We start from the raw sequence: 22,760 nt of genomic DNA, 5'->3' as shown, positions 1-22,760 counted from the left end.
CCAAAAAAGAATGTTACACACAATTTTAAAATCAAAATTACATTTAGCGAAAGTCACAGAAGCTGACTTAAACTATGAAGGAAGTTGCACAATTGATATGGATTTGGTCGATAAGGCCAATATGAAAATACATGAACAAGTTCATATCCTAGATGTAAACAACGGGTCAAGATTTGTCACTTATATTATTCCAGGAGAAAGAGGCTCTGGTACAATTTGCTTAAATGGTGCCTGCGCTAGATTAGCTCAAGTTGGAGACCGAGTAATTATTGTTGCTTATGGAGCAGTAGATGACGAAGAACTAGAAACCTACAAACCTACAGTAGTGATACTTAATGAAGACAACACTATAAAATCAGAAATCTAAAAAAAGTGTTGATAGTTAAATGATTACAGTTAAATAATATAATAAATCTTTATAGGGAAGTTATCATAATGAAAGAGTTAATCTTAGAAAGATATTGGCGAGAACAATTTAAAGAAACTATTTCTGATTTGAATCTAAAGCAACTATTTAGTTTCAATGAAGTAGGGACTCACGATAGAAAAACATTACATCTTGAGCTATCGGAAGAAATCGTATCAAACATAGAAGCATTGACAAATAAATCTCCTGTAGGACGGTATATTTACATGCTTACCTGTCTTGATATTTCGCTTCGCAGATTTACGCAAGAAAATAAATTTGCTATTGCTACGCCTGAGTTTCTTCTAAAGGAAGAAGACAAATTTTCTTCAGACAAGCTTAATTTTCTTAGATGTGAACATCATGAAAACAAAACAATAAAGGAAATATTAAACTGTAATCGTGAACGAGTCATACAAGCATACAAGCATCAAAATTTTAACAATAAAGACCTATTAGAAAAAATAAAATCTACATTAGATTACAATCCAAATCTATTATTTCAAATAGGGTTTTATGATGATGAAATTCAGAAAGAAAATGAATTCTTTTCAGAATGTGATATAGCAATTTCTTTTTCTAGGAAAAGTGAAGGAGGAACTATAATTCTTAACTACAAACCAGGTTTTAATCCGCTCTATATTGAAAGCTTTATACAATTTTTTCATACGGTACTCTCTAAGACGCTTTCCAATATAGATGACACATTAAATTCTTTAGAATTATATACCGAACCAGTTATTGACTTAGGGAAATTGTCATCAGAAAAATCTTTTGAATGCAAAACGATTCCTGAATTATTTGAAACACAAGCCGAGAAAAATCCTCATAAAGCAGCTTTGTTTTATGGAGACGGATACCTTTCTTATCATGGATTAAATGAAAAGGTAAATCAACTAGCTTGGTATCTTATTGAAGAAAAAAACATTCAAAAAGGTGCAATTGTTGGAGTATGTTTAGAATCGTCTGTTGAACTATTGGTAAGTATTCTTGCTGTCATGAAAACTGGCGGCGTAGTATTGCCAATAGCACCTACAGGACCAAACAACAGAACAGAATATATCATAGAAGACAGCGCAATTAAAATACTAATTGCGCATACTTCTTATGAAGTTAAGACTTCAAATATAAATGTGCCTGTATGTTTTATTGATAAAGAATGGAAACACATTCAAGACTTCAAAAAAACAAATCCTAAACGCGACATTCAAGCTACAGCACTAGCTTATGTAATATACACATCAGGTTCTACAGGGAAACCAAAAGGAGCGTGTTTATCGTATGTCAATTTGGTCAATCAATTTCAATGGTTTAAAGAATATGTAAACTTTCAACCAAATGATGTATTTCCACAAAAAACAACGATAAACTTTGTGGATTCAATCATCGAATTATTATTTCCTATTACCGTTGGTGATAGTGCCGTGTATCTGAGACCGTATGATGATATTGTTTTAAATCAAGAAGAATTACGAGCATGGTTAGCTGCCATACAAACATCAATCGTACAATTTGTACCTTCAGTATATCTGCATTTTGCAAATTCAATTGATGTGGAAACCATTACTACTTTAAGAACATTAATCCTAAGTGGTGAAGCGTTTAAATATAAAAGATCAAGTACACAAAACTTTGAAGTAATCAATTTATATGGTTGTTCTGAAGGATGTGCCGCATCAACGGCATACACCTTAAAAAGCAGCGATAATATTGATAATGTTCCTATTGGAAAACCTATAAGTAATACAGAAATATACATTCTGAATACTGACTTACAACGATTACCAATTGGAGCAAAAGGTGAAATATTTATTGGAGGAATTAGTCTTTCTAACGGATATCTTAACAAAGAACAACTCACCAAAGAAAAATTCATAAAAAACCCGTTCAAAGAAAATGAAAAGCTATATCGCACAGGCGATCATGGTCGTTGGTTGCCTGATGGAAACATTGAATACTTTGGCAGAACCGACAATCAGGTAAAAATATGGGGAAACAGAGTTGAAATCGGTGAAATTGAAAACAGTATATTAAACTACAAATTTGTAAAAGACGTAGCGGTAATTTCCGAAGAAAATGAACAAAAGGAAAACTACTTAATCGCTTTTATCATTGGGACAGCTTCTTTTGAAGAGCAAGGAGTAAGATCCTACCTAAGCAATTTGCTGCCAGGATACATGATTCCATCAAAATATATTGTAAAAGATAGTTTTCCAGTGACATCCAGTGGAAAAATTAACAGAAGAACGCTCAAAGAAGAATACAACAATAAAATTTCAAAAGAAAAAACATACATCGCTCCTAGAGACGTGATGGAAAATGAACTTTTCGAAATTTGGCAATCACTGTTAAGAACCAATCAATTTGGAGTTGAAGACAGTTTCTTCGAATTAGGAGGACATTCATTGCTAGCAGCACAAATGCTATCACGCATATACAAAACGTTTCAGGTAGAGCTTACTTTAAAGGATATTTTTGAACATTCAACAATTGCATTGCTAGTAAAAACAATACGCACATCTGAAAAAACGGTATATGCAAAAATACAGCCAACTACGAAAAAAGAATACTATGAAGTATCTAATGCTCAAAATAGACTTTGGCTTTTAGATCAAATAGAAGAAGGCAATAAAGCCTACATAATGCCTGTAGGGTACACCATAAATGGCTTAGAAAAAGAACCGCTAGAAAATGCATTTCAAGAACTCATAAAAAGACATGAAATTTTGCGATCTACCATCATTATGGTTGATGGAAAGCCAATGCAAAAAGTACAGGAAATTACAGAGTTTACTTTTAATATACATCACACAGATCTTAGCGATAGTGTCGATAAAGATTCAGAACTAAACAAAATTTTTAGCGATACAGGAAACGAAGCTTTCGATATGGAAAAAGGACCTTTACTAAAGGTCAATTTAATACAAACAGAAACAAATCAGCACGTATTACTGTTCTTTATACACCATATCATATCCGATGCTTGGTCAATGAGTATTATGATGAAGGAATTATTGGTTTTATACAACGCCTATAAAAATGATACAACTCCTTCTTTACATCCATTGAAAATTCAATATAAAGACTATGCTGAATGGCAAAACAAGCAACTAAAAGACAACAGTCTTAAAGAACAACAGACGTATTGGTTGGAAAAACTAAATGGTAAAATAGCGCCATTAGAATTACCGACAGATTACATCAGACCAAAATTTCAAACCTTCAATGGTGCAGTATTAGATTTTACGCTAGATGCCACAATTAAAGAAAACTTATTGGAGTTAAGCAAAAATGAAGAAGTAAGTTTCTTCATGGTTTTAATTGCTTCCTTAAAAACAGTATTCTACAAATACACAGGTCAAACCGATATCGTTATTGGTACCGCTGCAGCCGGAAGAAAGCATCCTGATCTTGAAAATCAACTTGGGTTTTACATCAATACGCTTGCATTAAGAACCATATTTGATGCAGAGGATACATTCAAAGAAGTATTAGCAAAAGTAAAAGACACTAGTTTAGAAGCTTTTGACAATCAGGAATATCCTTTCGATAAAATAATTGGAGAACTAGGAATAGAGCGTAAACAAGGACATGCACCTTTATTTGATGTCATGGTAACTTTACAAAACGCCATTCAAGATACGATTGATGAAGAGTTGGATGGACTTACGATTGATACCTATCGATTTAAAAGTGCATACAGTAAATATGATTTGAGTTTTGATTTTCTAGAAACCGCAGAAGGATTAGATATTTACATAGAATACAATACTGATATTTTTGAAGCATCGAGAATTCAACAATTATTCGATAATTATAAAACATGTCTAGAATCGATCATAAAAAATAGAAACTTAAAGATTAATGAAGTAGAAATCCTCTCCGAAAAAGAGAAAGCAACGTTAGCAGGTTTCAATGCAACGGAAGTAGCTTTACCTGAATCATTAAGTTACCTAGATCATTTAGACAAAATAAGACAAGAGTCACCACTGAAAACGGCAGTTGTCAGCGGCGATGTCTCTGTAAGTTATGATGATTTATGGTCACGCACCAATCAACTAGCACATTATTTACAAACGGAACACCAAATCGGTAAAGGCAGTATTGTATTAGTGCTGTTAGATCGCTCGTTAGAACTCATGGAAACGATATTGGCTATCTGGAAATGTGGCGCCGCGTACATTCCGTTAGATCCGAACTTTCCAATATCACGTATCCAAGAAATCGTTGCCTCTTCAAAATCATCCTTAATGGTAAGTCTCAGTGGATTTACCTCAGGATTGACAGATATCTGTGATTTCTTGCATTTGGACAAAGAAGCAAACAACATCTCAAATCATTCCACAGCAGCAGTTTCTTTAGCTTTTGAACCTTCGGATTTAGCCTATGTAATTTATACCTCAGGCTCAACGGGCAAACCTAAAGGAGCCATGGTAGAGCATATTGGAATGTTAAATCACTTGTACTCAAAAGTGGATGTTTTAGAACTCACTCAAGAAAGTATAGTTTCCTTTAATGCGCCTCCAATATTTGATATCTCAGTATGGCAGATGTTTTCTGGCTTATTAGTCGGAGGAAGTACGGTCATTTATTCTCAAGACTTAGTGTTAAAGCCAACAGCTTTTATGGCACAAGTGAAATCAGATACAATTAGCATCCTAGAAGTTGTACCTTCCTATCTATCACTTTTATTAGATACGATAGAAGAAGGTGATACGGAAGCATTCTTTCCGGCACTAAAATACTTAATGGTCACGGGAGAGACTTTAAAACCAGTATTGGCACGAAGATGGTTTTCGTTATTTTCAGAGATACCGATGGTGAATGCTTACGGACCGACAGAAGCTTCCGATGATATTACCCATCATGTGTTGGATAAAGCACCAGAATTGGAACGTGTTCCAATAGGAAAGACGGTACAAAACTTCCATATTCATATTGTAGATGAATCATTCAATGTATGTCCCATAGGAGTTACTGGAGAAATTGTAGTATCAGGATTGGGAGTTGGTCGCGGTTATTTGAATGATGCAGAACGCACGGATGCAGTATTCATAGAAGATCCCTTTAGAAAAGGCGTTCGCATGTATCGCACGGGCGATTTAGGTCGTTACTTACCCAATGGTGATTTGGACTTTCTAGGAAGAAAGGATCATCAAGTAAAGATACGCGGACATCGTATAGAGTTAGGTGATATAGAAAATCACTTTGTAGGATTGGAAGGTGTAAAAGAAGCCGTTGTCTTAGACAAGGAAGACAATGAAGGACGCAAATACTTATGTGCTTACTTAGTTTTATCGGAAGCAGTGGAATTAGATATATTGAAACAAAAACTAGGCGATCGTTTACCAAGTTATATGTTACCGTCAAGTTATGTATTGTTAGACACAATGCCACTTACTTCCAATGGAAAGCTAGATCGTAAAACCTTATTAGGCTACACAGAAGAATTACAGAGTAATGCAGATACTTATGTAGCGGCACGAAATGAAGTAGAAGCAGCATTAGTTTCTATTTGGCAAGAAGTATTGGGCAAGCAACAGATAGGAGTGATGGATAACTTCTTTGCCGTTGGAGGCGATTCGATCAAAGCAGTACAGGTCGCTTCAAGAATGGGCAAGGCTGGTTATCGATTAAGTGTACAGAACATTATGCGCTACCTTGTATTATCAGAACTGGCCATACATGTTAAGAAATCAGAACGCTCTGTAGATCAATCTGTAATTAGTGGTATGGTGCCTTTAAATGCGATTCAAGAATGGTTTTTCGAATCAGGACACGACTCACCTTGGCATTACAACCAATCGATGTTATTAGATTTTGAGCAGGTTGTAACACCAGAAACGATCAAAGCAATATTCACAACACTTCAAACCCATCACGATGCACTTCGTATGGTGTTCAGAGAAGAAACAGGCAAATGGTTACAAGAGAACAAAGGCTTAGATCATCCATTATGGTTAGAAACATATGATCTTCGAGGAGTAATCGCTTGGTCTTCAATACTGTCAAATAAAGCGGCAGAGTTACAATCGAGCCTGCGATTAGAGACAGGTCCACTGATGAAACTAAATTTATATCATACCGATGAAGGTAGCAAGCTATTGATGGTGGTACATCACTTGATTATGGATGGTATTTCATGGCGTATCTTATTGGAAGACTTAGAGGATTTATACACGCAAAGCAAACAAGGAGTCACAAGATTGAAGTTATCGGATAAGACCTTATCTTTTAAAGATTGGTCTGTTCATATGCAAGAACAATCCAATAGTGAAGCCATCCAATCGGAAGCTACATATTGGCAATCGATTCTCTCATCGGCAGGAACAACAACCATTCCAAGAGACTTAAACGGAACAGACAATCAGATACAAGACACCGAAACATTTAGAGCAACACTCAATGTATCGGACACTACCTTATTACAAGAACAAGCACATACGGCATACAATACAGAGATTAATGACTTTTTACTAACAGCTTTAGGAAGGAGTATTCATGAGTTATGGGGCAAGGAAGAGATGCTGATTAGTTTAGAAGGACATGGACGTGAGGAGCTAGGAGATATTGATATCAATCGAACGATTGGTTGGTTTACGAGTGAATTTCCTGTACTACTTAAAGTATCGAATGAGGAAGACTTATTGGATACCTTGATTTGGACCAAGGAACATTTGCGAAAGATACCGAATAAGGGAATCGGATATGGATTATTGGCTTATGTAGGAGAGGACAAGTTGGTAGATCGTGTACGACCACAGATAGGATTTAACTACTTGGGAGATTTTGATAATGACTTATCAGGGAAGTCATTTAGGGTCTCAAGTGAATCAATCGGGATGTTGAGTGCTTCAACGAATCAGAATGACAATGAGTTATTGATCAACAGTATGATTGTTGACGGTAAATTACATATAGGAATGACCTACAACACAACTCACTTTATGGCAACAACCATAGAAAACTTAGTGTTGAGATACAAGGAAAACTTGGAGGCATTAATAGCACAATGTTCAAAGCTGAATTCAACCACACTAACACCTAGTGATTATAGTTTTAATGAATTATCGGTAGACGAATTAGAAAATTTCTTCGAATAATATTGACAGTATCAATATTACGACAAGTTTATTTTGAATACTACAACATAAAAAAGTAAGTATATCATTTAACAAATACGAATTACACAAAACACAATTAAAATAAATTATAGAGTATGAATTTTATAAAGAGTTATTTTAAAACGGCAATAAGGAACCTATCAAAAAACAGACTTCATAGTTTTATAAATATCTTCGGCTTATCTGTTAGTATTGCCGTGAGTATACTTATTTTAAAATATGTAAGTTTTCAATACAGTTATGATAATTTCAATACAAATCTTGAGGATATTAGTAGAGTTGGTATTGAGTTTAATCAAGAAAATGGAAGCAGAATACGTTCCGCAGTTAGTTATCATAAATTAGGACCAACACTTGTAAGTGAAAATTCAGAAGTACTAGATTATGTACGATTGATTTCCTCTTCAGGAATCATAAAATATGAAGAAACATCTTTTAACGAAAAAGAAATATATTACACAGATGCTTCTTTCTTTTCCATATTTAGTTATCCATTAATAAAAGGAGATGCCAATACTATCTTCAATCAGCCGAACACTGTTGTTATATCTAAAAAAGCAGCTGACAAATATTTTAAAGGAGAAGATCCTTTAGGTAAGATTTTTAAATTTGAAGATGAAAATTATAAAGTTGAAGGAGTAATCGATGTTCCTAATAACTCACACTTATATTTTGATTTTCTATTCCCTATAAAAAAATTACTTGCTCCAGGTGGCGATTATGATGATGTAGGTTGGGAAGATGCAGATTTTTACACGTATGTACAACTGGCACCAAAAGTAGAAGTTACTTCCTTAACTACTAGAATAAACGCTATGTATAGCAAATATTGCAAAGGTCAAGGATGTGAAAATAGTGTATTCATACAACCCGTAAAAGATATTCATTTACATTCTGACTTAGAATTTGAAGCATCGGTAAATGTTGACAACACGAAAGTGAATATTTTAATTCTATTAGCATTTTTTATACTCATTGTTTCTTGGGTTAATTATATCAGTTTATCAACGGCTAGTATGATGAACAGAGCAAAAGAAATTGGTATTCGAATGATTATGGGAGCAAAACGCAAACAATTGGTATTTCAATTTATGTTCGAATTTATACTGATCAACTTTATAGCTCTTTTAATCGCACTTGTGCTAGCATACATTGGAAGCTCATTAATCACAGAAAAAATCGGGATTTACCTACCAGATAATGTATGGGGAAGTGCATTCTTTTGGATTGTTGCTTTAGCTGTAATTATAGTAGGAGCTATAATTTCTTCAATTTATCCTTCCATTATTCTATCGTCTGTTACTCCAGTAGCAGCTGTTTCAGGAAAAGTGAAAAGCAGTGTAAAAGGAAGACTCTTAAGAAAAGGACTCACCATCGTTCAATTTGTTTTTTCAGGATTCCTTATTGTAGGATCTTACACAATGTATAAACAGATGAGTTATATGGAAAATATGGACATAGGAATGAACATTGACCAAATGATTGTACTGAAAGTTCCCATGTCTGGAAAAGGATACAGAAAAGGACTCATTGAACTAAAAAATGAAATACGTAACTACAGCGGTATTAAAAATGTTACAGCATCCTCTTTAGTGCCTGGAGAAGAATATAATTTTGTGTCTGATAACTTCAAGAAAAGTAATTCAGATGCCACAATTACAGCACAAGTAATGTTGATTGATTCAGATTATCCGGAAGTATATGAAATGGATGTGATAGAAGGAGCTGATTTCTTTGAAGGTGAAGGAAGAACAGGAATAATGCTTAATGAAGCTTTGGCAGGATTGCTTGAAATTGGAAGTATATACAATAACAAAGAGACACTAACATTTGCAGGAAGAGCATTTGAAATTGCTGCAATTTCAAAAAACTATTACCAACACACAGCAAAGTCTGCACCAGATCCAATTGCATTTATATGCCTTTCAGAATCTAACTTTACACCAAAATTTCTTTCTGCCAAAGTAGCCACTAATAATGTAGAAGAAACGTTAGCATACATGGAAAATAAATGGAATGTCTTTTTTCCAGATTCACCATTTGAGTTTTATTTCCTAGACGATTTCTACAATCAACAATACAAGGAAAGTAAACAAATGATAACGCTCTTTAGTCTATTTACGCTTTTGGCAATTATAATATCGAGTCTTGGTTTATTAGGATTAACGGTATTTGCAGCGCAACAACGCACAAAAGAAATAGCAATTAGAAAAGTACTTGGAGCCAAAGTATCAACAATCTTATATTTCTTTTTAAGAGATACAGTTATACTTGTATTCATCGCTACACTCATCATCACTCCTTTAGTATATTATGGTTTAGGTAATTGGCTCGAAGGTTTTGCAGCACGCATTACAATTCAATGGTGGTGGATCATAATTTCTTCGATCATAATTCTTTTAATAGCTTTTATCGTAATGAGTTACCATGTTTTAAAAGCAGCATATACAAACCCTATTGAATCTTTAAAATATGAATAGGTTTTCTTCTTAACATCAAATTATATAACAATTTGCTTCTAGAATTGTGTGGCTTATTGAAAGTCTACACGAAGAAAATCGTATCAAAATAATGATTATTAATATTAAGTATTAACGTATGTTAAACGTAAAAAATATAAAAGACATCTATAAATTGGCTCCTTTACAGGAAGGCATTTTATTTCACTCGTTAATGGACAAAACTTCTTCTGCCTATGTTGAACAATCAACATATCAACTTGGAGGCGGAGTAAATGTAGCGTTTATTGAAAAAAGTTTTAACGAACTCTTGCGACGACATGATATCTTAAGAACTGTCTTTAAATATGATAAAACCAATGTGCCGCTTCAAGCAATTTTGAAAGAACGAAAAATTGAATTTCGTTTTGAAGACATCAGAAGCATCAAAGATTCGGAAGATCAAAAAGCATTCATTGAAGATTTTAAAGCGCGAGACAAATCCAGAGGTTTCGATTTAAACAGAGATGTTTTAATGCGTATAGCTGTACTTAAAGCAACAGATACTGAATACTACCTTATTTGGACGTTTCATCATATCATCATGGACGGATGGAGTAGAGGCGTTTTAATAGAAGAATTTTATAAAATTTACAATAGTTTTCAGTCAAAACAACCCATAAAAATGTCCCATGTCCAACCTTATGGAGCATACATTAAGTGGTTGGAAAAGCAAGATCTAAAAAAATCCTATGCTTTCTGGAAAAACTATTTAGTAAACTATGACGCTGGTGCTTCAATTCCGAAAAGTGTAATTGATACGGATGAAAAAGAGTATAACGCTGGAGAAATTGACCTGAAAATAGACAAAACCCTTACGCATAACTTAAAAACATATGCAAAGGAAAATTTAGTAACATTAAACACGGTCATTCAATCACTTTGGGGAATTCTTTTAGGAAAATATAACAATACCAAAGATATTGTATTTGGATCGGTAGTTTCTGGTAGACCTGCCGAGATTGCAGGAATTGAATCTATGGTTGGGTTATTTATAAACACCTTACCTGTTAGGATAAGTTACACCCAAAATCAGACATTTACAGATTTTCTAAAAAAGACACAAAAAGAAGCAATTTCCTCAGAGCCGCATCATATGTGTAAATTGGCTGAAATTCAACAAATAAGTGGACTAGACAATACGCTGCTCGATCATATATTAGTATTTGAAAGTTATCCAGTTTCAGAACAAATTGCTTCCTTAAACGATCAAACTAATATTGAAGAAGACAACAGTTTAAAACTAGAAATTTCAGGAGTAGAATCCTTCGAACAAACCAATTATAATTTTAATGTAATTGTTTTTCCTGGAGAAGAATTAATCATAAAATTCCTCTTCAATAAAAATGTATACAATGAAGATTTGGTGAACAATATTACGGTTCATATAGAAAATCTTTTAAAACAAATATGCAGCCAGCCTACTGTTACTATTGACGAATTGGTAGTATTGTCAGATTCAGAAAAAGAAAGTATACTTACAGAATTCAACGATACAAAATCTACCTATCCAAAAGACAAATGTATCTCAGAAATATTTGAAGAACAGGTTGCAAAAAATCCACATGCTCCTGCAATGGTTTGTGAAGGAAAAACACTTTCATATCAAGAAGCAAACGAGCAAAGTAACCAAATAGCACACTATCTAAGAACAAATTTTTCTATTCGTCCAGATGATATTGTAGGAATTATTGCCAATCGATCGGAGAAAACATTATTGTTGATTTTAGGAATTATAAAAGCAGGAGGAGCGTATCTTGCGATAGATCCATCATATCCAGCACAACGAATTTCATATATCGTTGAGCAAAGTGGACTTAAAGCATTAATCATAGGAGATGATGTAGAAATTCCATCAGAAATAAAAGGCTTACAACTTGAAGAAGTTTTAGAAGAAATAAAAAATTATCCTACGCATAACCCCGAAATTATTAATACTTCGCGTGATTTGGCGTATGTAATTTATACATCGGGTTCTACAGGAGTGCCAAAAGGAGTACAAGTAGAACATTACAGTGTATCAAGGCTTGTAATCAACACAAACTTTATTCAACTATCAAACACAGATAGATTACTCCCGTCAGCCACGACATCTTTTGATGTAAGTACATTTGAAATATGGGGAATGCTACTGAATGGAGGAAGCATATATATCTATAAAAAAGAAACCATCTTAGAAGCTTCCGAATTAGAACATAATCTTAAAAAAGATAAAATTAACATCTTATGGTTGTCATCATCTCTGTTCAATGAAATGTGTGATATTTCTCCAACAATGTTCAGTGACTTAAAATATTTACTAGTAGGAGGAGAACGACTTTCACCAAGTCATATAAACAAAGCAAAAAAAGCCAATCCATCTTTATGTATAATCAATGGATATGGTCCCACCGAAAACACTACATTTTCTACCTGTCACCAAATTGATAAAATATATAAACACAGTATTCCTATTGGAAAACCAATAGCCAACAGTACCGCTTACGTTTTTGATGAGCAAATGGCATTAGTTCCTGTTGGTGGAATAGGAGAAATTCTTGTTGGAGGTGACGGACTTGCCAGAGGATATTTGAACAATGAAGAATTAACCAATGAAAAATTTATCACAAATCCATTCAAAGAAGGTGAAAGACTCTACAAAACGGGAGATATTGGAAGGTTAATGCCAGGAGGAATTATAGAATATATTGGAAGAATAGATTTTCAAATAAAACTTCGTGGTTACAGAATAGAGCGTGATGAAATTATAACGATACTAGAAGAACTACCAGAAATAGAAAAAGCTGTAGTGACCTTAAATGAAGGTGAAAGTTATGAAAAATACTTAGTAGCATATTTTACGGCTAAAGAAGGTAGCAATCTTAGTGAATCTAGTATTAGAGATTATCTGAGTCAAAAGCTACCAAACTACATGATTCCTTCCTTCTTTGTACAGTTAGATAAATTTTTATTGACAACCAATGGGAAGTTAGACACTAGAGCACTGCCAAAAGTTGATGAAGCCAAACTTCAAGATTTATCAGAATATGTTGCGCCTAGAACTGAAGTAGAAAAAATAGTCGCAAAAATTTGGGGAGACGTAATAGGAACTCAAAAAGTTGGTGCAAAAGACAATTTCTTTACCTTAGGTGGCGACTCTATCAAAGCAATTCAAGTTACCGCAAGAGTTAGTAAAGTAGGCTATCGTATTTATGTAAAAGATATCATGCAATATCCTGTTTTAGAGGAATTAGCATTGCGTGTAAGATCTATTGATAAACTCATTGATCAATCGCCTGTAAAAGGAAACGTAGGACTCACACCTATTCAAAAAGCCTTTTTCTCAATTCCTCACGTAAATCACAATCATTTCAATCAGTCGGTAATGCTACACCTAAAAGTAGAAGTGCCAGAAAATGATATAAAAACAATATTGTCATTACTTCAAAATCATCATGATGCTTTAAGAATGACGTTTAGGAAAGATGCTGACCAAATACTTCAAGAAAACCACGGACTTGAATATCCAATATCTTTCTCTGTATTTGATCTTACAAATGAAGAAAATGCAGTAGAAATACTTGAAGAGAAAGCAACCAAGTTACAAGCTGGAATAGATTTGGAAAATGGTCCAATGATGAAATCGGCTTTATTCAAACTAAAAGATGGAAATCGTTTGCTCATAGCAATTCATCATCTTTCGGTAGATGGTGTTTCTTGGAGAATTATTTTTGAAGATTTTGGAACACTTTTACAACAATATCAAGACAAGCAAAAGTTTAACTTGCCAGAAAAGACATTGTCTTTTAAAAATTGGAGTGAAAACCTAAAAGAATACGCGAATAGTTCAATATTACTTAGAGAAAAAGAATATTGGAAAAAAGATCAACACGAAAAAGTATTTTCAATTCCAAAAGACTTTAAAGTCAATGAAAACTTTGTAAAAGACGTAGCGGTAGCATCCTTCAAATTAGGAAAAGAACAAACCACGCAATTACTTACTAAAACAAACAGCGCGTACAATACAGAAATTAACGATATCTTATTGGCAGGATTAACACTTGGCGTGAATACGGTTTGGAATCTTGATCAAGTTTTAATTTCGCTAGAAGGACACGGACGTCAAGACATAGGAAAAGAATTAGATATAAGTCGTACAGTAGGTTGGTTTACAAGTGTATATCCAGTGATATTCAATGTAAATTCAAACGAAGAATTACCAAATACAATCATCAATGTAAAAGAAGTATTGCGACAAATTCCAAACAAAGGAATAGGATATCAATTATTACAACATGTAACGGATGCTAAGAATAAAGAAGGTATTAACTTCAATCTTACACCAAATATAAGCTTCAACTATCTCGGTCAATTTGATCAGGATATTGTAAACAGTTTATTTAACATCGCAGAAGAATCTGGCGGGAAAGTTTCAGATCCTCATAACAATAGAAGTTTTGATATAGATGTCTCTGGAATTATATCTGAAGGGAGTTTAGAAATTACAATTGCTTACAATAAAAACCACTTCAAAGAAAATACAATTACTGCATTCTCTGAAAAATATAAAAATGCACTACATACAATTATAACGCACTGTACACAGCAACAAGATTCTATACGAACGCCGGGAGACTTTAGTTATAAAGGACTTTCAATGTCTGAACTGGAGACACTTACCAATACTGTAGAAGTAGATGATATATATTCATTATCTCCAATGCAAGAAGGAATGCTTTTCAATGCGCTTTATGACAGTACTTCTTCAGCATACTTCTATCAATCTTCATACAGAATACTTGGACATTTAGATGCTGAAATTGTAGAAAAAAGTTTCAACGAACTCTTTAAAAGACATCACGTATTAAGAAACTCTTTCTGCTATGAAAATGTAAATAAACCATATCAAGTTGTTAGAAAAAATGCAAAAGTTGATTTTACATTTGAAGACATCAGCGGTTTAACTTCAGATAAAGAAAAAGAAGAATTTGTAGAAGCCTTTAAAGAAAAAGATAAAATACGTTCATTCCATCTTACAAAAGATGTCTTGATGCGTATCGGTGTAATAAAACTAGAAGACAATACATTTGAACTCGTTTGGAGTTACCATCACATACTAATGGACGGTTGGTGTGTAGGAATCTTAAACACAGAATTTTATCAAATTTACAATCTATTACTAAACAACAAACCAATACAACTTGAAAGAGTTACACCATATTCAGAGTACTTACATTGGTTAGAAAAAAAGGATTTAGAAGGATCAAGACAATACTGGAAACAAACGCTTCAAGACTATGAAGGAATTGTATCACTTCCTAAAATAGCGACTGGCAATAAAGAAGGTTATAAGTACAAGCAAATTGATTTAAAGATTGATGTAGAACAAACCGATAATATTAGAAAGCTTGCTGCTACGTGTAAAGTAACTTTAAACAGTATAATTCAAACTGTTTGGGGAATATTACTAGGAAAATACAATGGTAGAAAAGATGTCGTATTTGGAGGTGTAGTTTCAGGACGACCTTCGGAAATACATGGAATAGAATCGATGATCGGACTATTTATAAACACAATTCCTGTAAGGATTAAATTTAATGACGATCAGAAATTCATTGACTTAGTAGCCGAAGTACACAAAGAAAGTGTTGAAAATCAATCACATTCATATTGTCAACTTGCCGATATACAAAACTTAACGAGAGCTGGTCAGCCAATACTGGATCATCTTCTCATATTTGAAAACTTTCCTCAATCAGAACAAATTGAAGAAATGATTGAAATGATGGACAAAGATGAAGGGAAATTAAATATTGAAATCCCGGAAGTTAGTGTCTACGATCATACAAGTTATGACTTTGAAATAAATGTTTTACCAGGGAAACAACTCGTACTAGAGTTCATATTCAATGAAAACATATACAGCAGTGAATTCATCACAAGCATCAGCAGTCATTTTGAACAAATCATGAATACGGTTTTAGCGAATCCTAATTCAGAAATAAAAAGTCTAGAAATTCTTTCCGAAAAAGAGAAAGCAACGTTAGCAAATTTCAATGCTACGGAAGTAGCTTTACCTGAATCATTAAGTTATCTAGATCATTTAGACAAAATAAGACAAGAGTCACCATTAAAAACGGCAGTTATTAGCGGCGATATTTCTGTAAGTTATGATGATTTATGGTCACGCACCAATCAACTAGCACATTATTTACAAACGGAACACCAAATCGGTAAAGGCAGTATTGTATTAGTGCTGTTAGATCGCTCGTTAGAACTCATGGAAACGATATTGGCCATCTGGAAATGTGGCGCAGCGTACATTCCGTTAGATCCTAACTTTCCAATATCACGCATCCAAGAAATCGTTGCCTCTTCAAAATCCTCCTTGATGGTGAGTCTCAGTGGCTTCACATCAGGATTGACAGATCTCTGTGATTTCTTGCATTTGGATAAAGAAGCAACCAACATCTCAAATCATTCCAAATCGGCAGTTTCTTTAGCTTTTGAACCTTCGGATTTAGCCTATGTAATTTATACCTCAGGCTCAACGGGCAAACCTAAAGGAGCCATGGTAGAACATATTGGAATGTTAAATCACTTGTACTCTAAAGTGGATGTTTTAGAACTCACTCAAGAAAGTATAGTTTCCTTCAATGCACCTCCAATATTTGATATCTCAGTATGGCAAATGTTTTCAGGACTATTAGTCGGAGGAAGTACAGTCATCTATTCTCAAGACTTAGTACTAAAGCCAACAGCTTTTATGGCACAAGTGAAATCAGATACAATCAGTATTCTAGAAGTTGTTCCTTCCTATTTATCACTTTTATTAGACACCATAGAAGAAGGTGATACCGAAGCATTCTTCCCTGCACTAAAATATTTAATGGTCACGGGAGAGACTTTAAAACCCGTATTGGCAAGAAGATGGTTTTCGTTATTTTCAGACATACCAATGGTGAATGCTTACGGACCGACAGAGGCTTCCGATGATATTACCCATCATGTGTTAGATAAAGCACCAGAGATGGAACGTGTTCCAATAGGAAAGACGGTACAAAACTTCCATATTCATATTGTTGATGAATCATTCAATGTATGTCCCATAGGAGTTACTGGAGAAATTGTAGTATCAGGATTGGGAGTTGGTCGCGGTTATTTGAATGATGCAGAACGCACGGATGCAGTATTTATAGAAGATCCTTTTAGAAAAGGCGTTCGTATGTATCGCACGGGCGATTTAGGTCGCTACTTACCCAATGGTGATTTAGACTTCTTAGGGAGAAAGGATCATCAGGTAAAGATACGCGGACATCGAATAGAATTGGGTGATATAGAAAATCACTTTGTAGGATTGGAAGGTGTAAAAGAAGCCGTAGTGTTAGACAAGGAAGATAATGAAGGACGCAAATACTTATGTGCATATCTAGTTCTATCAGAAGATGTAGAATTAGATATTTTAAAACAAAAACTAGGCGATCGTTTACCAAGTTATATGTTACCGTCAAGTTATGTATTGTTAGATACGATGCCACTTACTTCCAACGGAAAGCTAGATCGTAAAACCTTATTAGGCTACACGGAAGAATTACATAGTAATGCAGATACTTATGTAGCGGCACGAAATGAAGTAGAAGCAGCATTAGTTTCTATTTGGCAAGAAGTATTGGGCAAGCAACAGATAGGAGTGATGGACAACTTCTTTGCCGTTGGAGGCGATTCGATCAAAGCAGTACAGGTAGCTTCAAGAATGGGCAAGGCTGGTTATCGATTAAGTGTGCAGAACATTATGCGCTACCTAGTGTTATCAGAATTGGCGATACATGTTAAGAAATCAGAACGCTCTGTAGACCAATCTGTGATTAGTGGTATGGTGCCTTTAAATGCGATTCAAGAATGGTTTTTCGAATCAGGACACGACTCACCTTGGCATTATAACCAATCGATGTTATTAGATTTTGAGCAGGTTGTAACACCAGAAACGATCAAAGCAATATTCACGACACTTCAAACCCATCACGATGCACTTCGTATGGTGTTTAGCAAAGAAACAGGCAAATGGTTACAAGAGAACAAAGACTTAGATCATCCTTTATGGTTAGAAACATATGATCTTCGAGGAGTCATCGCTTGGTCTTCGATATTGTCAAATAAAGCGGCAGAGTTACAATCGAGCTTACGATTAGAGACAGGTCCACTGATGAAACTAAACTTATATCATACGGATCAAGGTAGCAAACTATTGATGGTGGTACATCACTTGATTATGGATGGTATTTCATGGCGTATCTTGTTGGAAGACTTAGAAGATTTATACACACAAAGCAAACAAGGAGCGACAAGATTGAAGTTATCGGATAAGACCTTATCTTTTAAAGATTGGTCTGTTCATATGCAAGAACAATCCAATAGTGAAGCCATCCAATCGGAAGCTACATATTGGCAATCGATTCTCTCATCGGCAGGCACTACAACCATTCCAAGAGACTTAAACGGAACAGACAATCAGATACAAGACACCGAAACATTTAGAGCAACACTCAATGTATCGGACACTACCTTATTACAAGAACAAGCCCATACGGCATACAATACAGAGATTAATGACTTTTTACTAACGGCTTTAGGAAGGAGTATTCATGAGTTATGGGGCAAGGAAGAGATGCTGATTAGTTTAGAAGGACATGGACGTGAGGAGCTAGGAGATATTGATATCAACCGAACGATTGGTTGGTTTACGAGTGAATTTCCTGTACTACTTAAAGTCTCTAATGAAGAAGACTTATTGGATACCTTGATTTGGACCAAGGAACATTTACGAAAGATACCAAACAAGGGAATCGGATATGGATTATTGGCTTATGTAGGAGATGACAAGTTGGTAGATCGTGTACGACCACAGATAGGATTTAACTACTTGGGAGATTTTGATAATGACTTATCAGGGAAATCATTCAGAGTCTCAAGTGAATCAATCGGGATGTTGAGTGCTTCGACGAATCAGAATGACAATGAATTATTGATCAATAGTATGATTGTTGACGGTAAGTTACATATAGGAATGACTTACAACACAACACACTTTATGGCAACAACCATAGAAAACTTAGTGTTGAGATACAAGGAAAACTTGGAGGCATTAATAGCACAATGTTCAAAGCTGAATTCAACCACACTAACACCTAGTGATTATAGTTATCGAGGTTTATCAAATGATAACTTAAACAGCTTAAGAGAAGATTTTGAAGTAGAGGATATTAATTTACTATCTCCATTACAAGAAGGTATGTTATTCCATACTTTATATGACAATAATTCTTCAGCTTATTTCTATCAAATTGCCTATCAATTAAAAGGAACATTAAAAATTTCTTTGGTAGAAGAAGCTTTTAACGAGTTATTAAAAAGACATGAAGTATTACGATCAGTATACATTCACGATCTTGTTGAAGATCCTTTACAAATCACATTAAAAAAACAAAAAGTAAAATTTAGTTATGAAGATATATCACACTTAAAAGCAAGCAGTGAAAAAGAATCTTTCATAGCATTATTCAAAGAACAAGACAAGCTAAATACTTTTAACGTAAGCAAAGACAAACTAGTTAGAATTGCTGTGATAAAAGAAGACAACAATACATTTCAACTCATATGGAGTTTCCATCATATAGTGATGGACGGATGGTGCGTTGGAATCTTAAACAATGAATTCCTTCAAATTTATTACAACTTATTACAAGGGAAATCACCTAAATTACCGAAGCTAAGACCTTATAGCACTTACATACAATGGTTGCAGGAATTAAATATAAAAACATCATTATCATTTTGGGAAAACTATTTAGAAGGGTACGAAGAATTGGTGACAATATCAAAGTTTAACAAAAACACAGATAATGCGCCTGTTTTTCAGAGAAATGAAGTTAGCTTTAAACTCAATGAATACCAAAAGAACACACTTAATGAAATAGCAAGCAAGAATGAAGTGACAATGAGCACATGTATTCAAGCTATTTGGGGAATTCTATTAGGAAAATACAACAATACGAACGATGTTATTTTTGGACTGGTAGTTTCTGGACGTCCTGCTGAAGTTGTGGATGTAGAATCGATGGTTGGACTGTTTGTAAACACGATTCCTTTGCGAGTGAAATTTTCTAAAGACTCAACATTTACGCAATTGTTGAAAGAAATTAAAACATCAGCAAATGAAAGAGAACCGCATCAATATTGTCAACTTGCAGAAGTACAATCTAAAAGCAATTTAAAACAAAACCTGTTTGACCATTTGATGGTTTTTGATAATTATCCTGCTTCAGATGAAATCAATGATTTAATTGGAGAAATTAACAAAGATGCTACGGATAAATTCGATGTAGAAGCTGTTGAAGTTTTTGAACATACAGATTATGATTTGGAAATAACGGTGTTGTCTGGTGATCAAATGGAGGTGAGATTCATATTTAACGGAAATGTTTATGAAGAAGAACTCATCACAAGCATCAGCAGTCATTTTGAACAAATCATGAATACGGTTTTAGCGAAGCCTAATTCAGAAATAAAAAGTCTAGAAATCCTCTCCGAAAAAGAGAAAGCAACTTTAGCAGGTTTCAATGCTACAGAAGTAGCTTTACCAGAATCATTAAGTTATCTAGATCATTTAGACAAAATAAGACAAGAGTCACCATTAAAAACGGCAGCTGTCAGCGGCGATATTTCTGTAAGCTATGATGATTTATGGTCACGCACCAATCAACTAGCACATTATTTACAAACGGAACACCAAATCGGCAAAGGTAGTATTGTATTAGTATTGTTAGATCGATCATTAGATTTAATGGAAACGATATTGGCTATTTGGAAATGTGGCGCAGCGTACATTCCGTTAGATCCTAACTTTCCAATATCACGCATCCAAGAAATCGTTGCCTCTTCAAAATCTTCCTTGATGGTAAGTCTAAGTGGCTTCACATCAGGATTGACAGATCTCTGTGATTTCTTGCATTTGGACAAAGAAGCAACCAACATCTCAAATCATTCCACAGCAGCAGTTTCTTTAGCTTTTGAACCTTCGGATTTAGCATATGTAATTTATACCTCAGGCTCAACGGGCAAACCTAAAGGCGCTATGGTAGAACATATTGGAATGTTAAATCATTTGTATTCTAAAGTAGATGTTTTAGAACTCACTCAAGAAAGTATAGTTTCCTTCAATGCACCTCCAATATTTGATATCTCAGTATGGCAAATGTTTTCAGGACTATTAGTAGGAGGAAGTACGGTCATTTATTCTCAAGACTTAGTGCTAAAGCCAACGGCTTTTATGGCACAAGTCAAATCAGATACAATCAGCATCCTAGAAGTTGTTCCTTCCTATCTATCACTTTTATTAGATACGATAGAAGAAGGTGATACGGAAGCATTCTTTCCGGCACTAAAATACTTAATGGTCACGGGAGAGACTTTAAAACCGGTATTGGCAAGAAGATGGTTTTCGTTATTTTCAGACATACCAATGGTGAATGCCTACGGACCTACAGAGGCTTCAGATGATATTACCCATCATGTGTTGGATAAAGCACCAGAATTGGAACGTGTTCCAATAGGAAAGACGGTACAAAACTTCCATATTCATATTGTTGACGAATCATTCAATGTATGTCCCATAGGAGTTACTGGAGAAATTGTAGTATCAGGATTGGGAGTTGGTCGTGGTTATTTGAATGATGCAGAACGCACCTCAAAGGTATTCATAGAAGATCCTTTTAGAAAAGGCGTTCGCATGTATCGCACGGGCGATTTAGGTCGCTACTTACCCAATGGTGATTTAGACTTTCTAGGAAGAAAAGATCATCAAGTAAAGATACGCGGACATCGTATAGAGTTGGGCGATATAGAAAATCACTTTGTAGGATTGGAAGGTGTAAAAGAAGCCGTTGTCTTAGATAAGGAAGATAATGAAGGACGCAAATACTTATGTGCGTATTTAGTTCTATCGGAAGCAGTGGAATTAGACATATTAAAACAAAAACTAGGCGATCGCTTACCAAATTATATGTTACCGTCAAGTTATGTATTGTTAGACACAATGCCACTTACTTCCAATGGTAAATTAGATCGTAAAACCTTATTAGGCTACACGGAAGAATTACAAAGTAATGCAGATACTTATGTGGCGGCACGAAATGAAGTAGAGGCAGCATTAGTTTCTATTTGGCAAGAAGTATTAGGCAAGCAACAGATAGGAGTTATGGACAACTTTTTTGACATAGGAGGACACTCATTAAAAGCAACCCAAGTGGTTTCAAAAATATTAAAAAGACTACATGTAACTATAGAACTTAGAGAGTTGTTTGAAAATCCTACAATAGAAGGATTGGCAACTCATGTTAAGAGAGTTATTTGGAGTAATGAAGACGAAATAAATGAGGGAGAATATGAAGAACTTATTCTATGATTTTCTTTAGAATCAAGATGTTAAAAATCATCAAATAATTAATATGAACTTTTATATAATAATGTTTGTTTTTTCGAAAAAAAAATATACTTTTATACCAACATGATTCATGTTGAAAAAGTAAGAACCATCTAGGTTTATTTATGTTTCCTGACAAAGAACTTCTGTGATAGAGGGAAGCGCAGCTTTAAAATAAAACAGCACATTTTTAATTAATTTTTATCTAGAATCAACACTATTTATAGAGAATTTTATAATGCATAAAATGATCATAAACGACTAAAAGATTCTAC

4 protein-coding genes are annotated in these 22,760 nt (G+C 34.4%); all 4 read left to right on the top strand.

Annotated elements, in window-relative coordinates; all coding sequences use genetic code 11:
- Positions 1 to 10: 10 nt before the first annotated feature.
- The 4 genes from panD (at position 11) to Q0845_RS05795 (ending at position 22,467) form a co-directional block, all read left to right on the top strand.
- Positions 11 to 367 (top strand): aspartate 1-decarboxylase, encoded by a 357-nt coding sequence (panD, locus tag Q0845_RS05810; RefSeq protein WP_298510522.1) that lies wholly within the window; start codon positions 11 to 13, stop codon positions 365 to 367.
- A 68-nt stretch (positions 368 to 435) separates the two neighbouring features.
- On the top strand, positions 436 to 7,509 hold the full coding sequence (locus Q0845_RS05805) for a non-ribosomal peptide synthetase (RefSeq protein ID WP_298510518.1): 7,074 nt from the start codon (positions 436 to 438) through the stop codon (positions 7,507 to 7,509).
- A 116-nt stretch (positions 7,510 to 7,625) separates the two neighbouring features.
- Positions 7,626 to 10,010 (top strand): ABC transporter permease, encoded by a 2,385-nt coding sequence (locus Q0845_RS05800; RefSeq protein WP_298510515.1) that lies wholly within the window; start codon positions 7,626 to 7,628, stop codon positions 10,008 to 10,010.
- 118 nt (positions 10,011 to 10,128) lie between these two features.
- On the top strand, positions 10,129 to 22,467 hold the full coding sequence (locus Q0845_RS05795; RefSeq protein ID WP_298510513.1) for a non-ribosomal peptide synthetase: 12,339 nt from the start codon (positions 10,129 to 10,131) through the stop codon (positions 22,465 to 22,467).
- Positions 22,468 to 22,760: the final 293 nt, after the last annotated feature.

It is taken from the genome of uncultured Kordia sp. (assembly GCF_947489565.1).
GTDB lineage: Bacteria > Bacteroidota > Bacteroidia > Flavobacteriales > Flavobacteriaceae > Kordia.
Note: the sequence above shows the minus strand (reverse complement) of the source record. Positions and strands in the feature narration are given on the sequence as shown.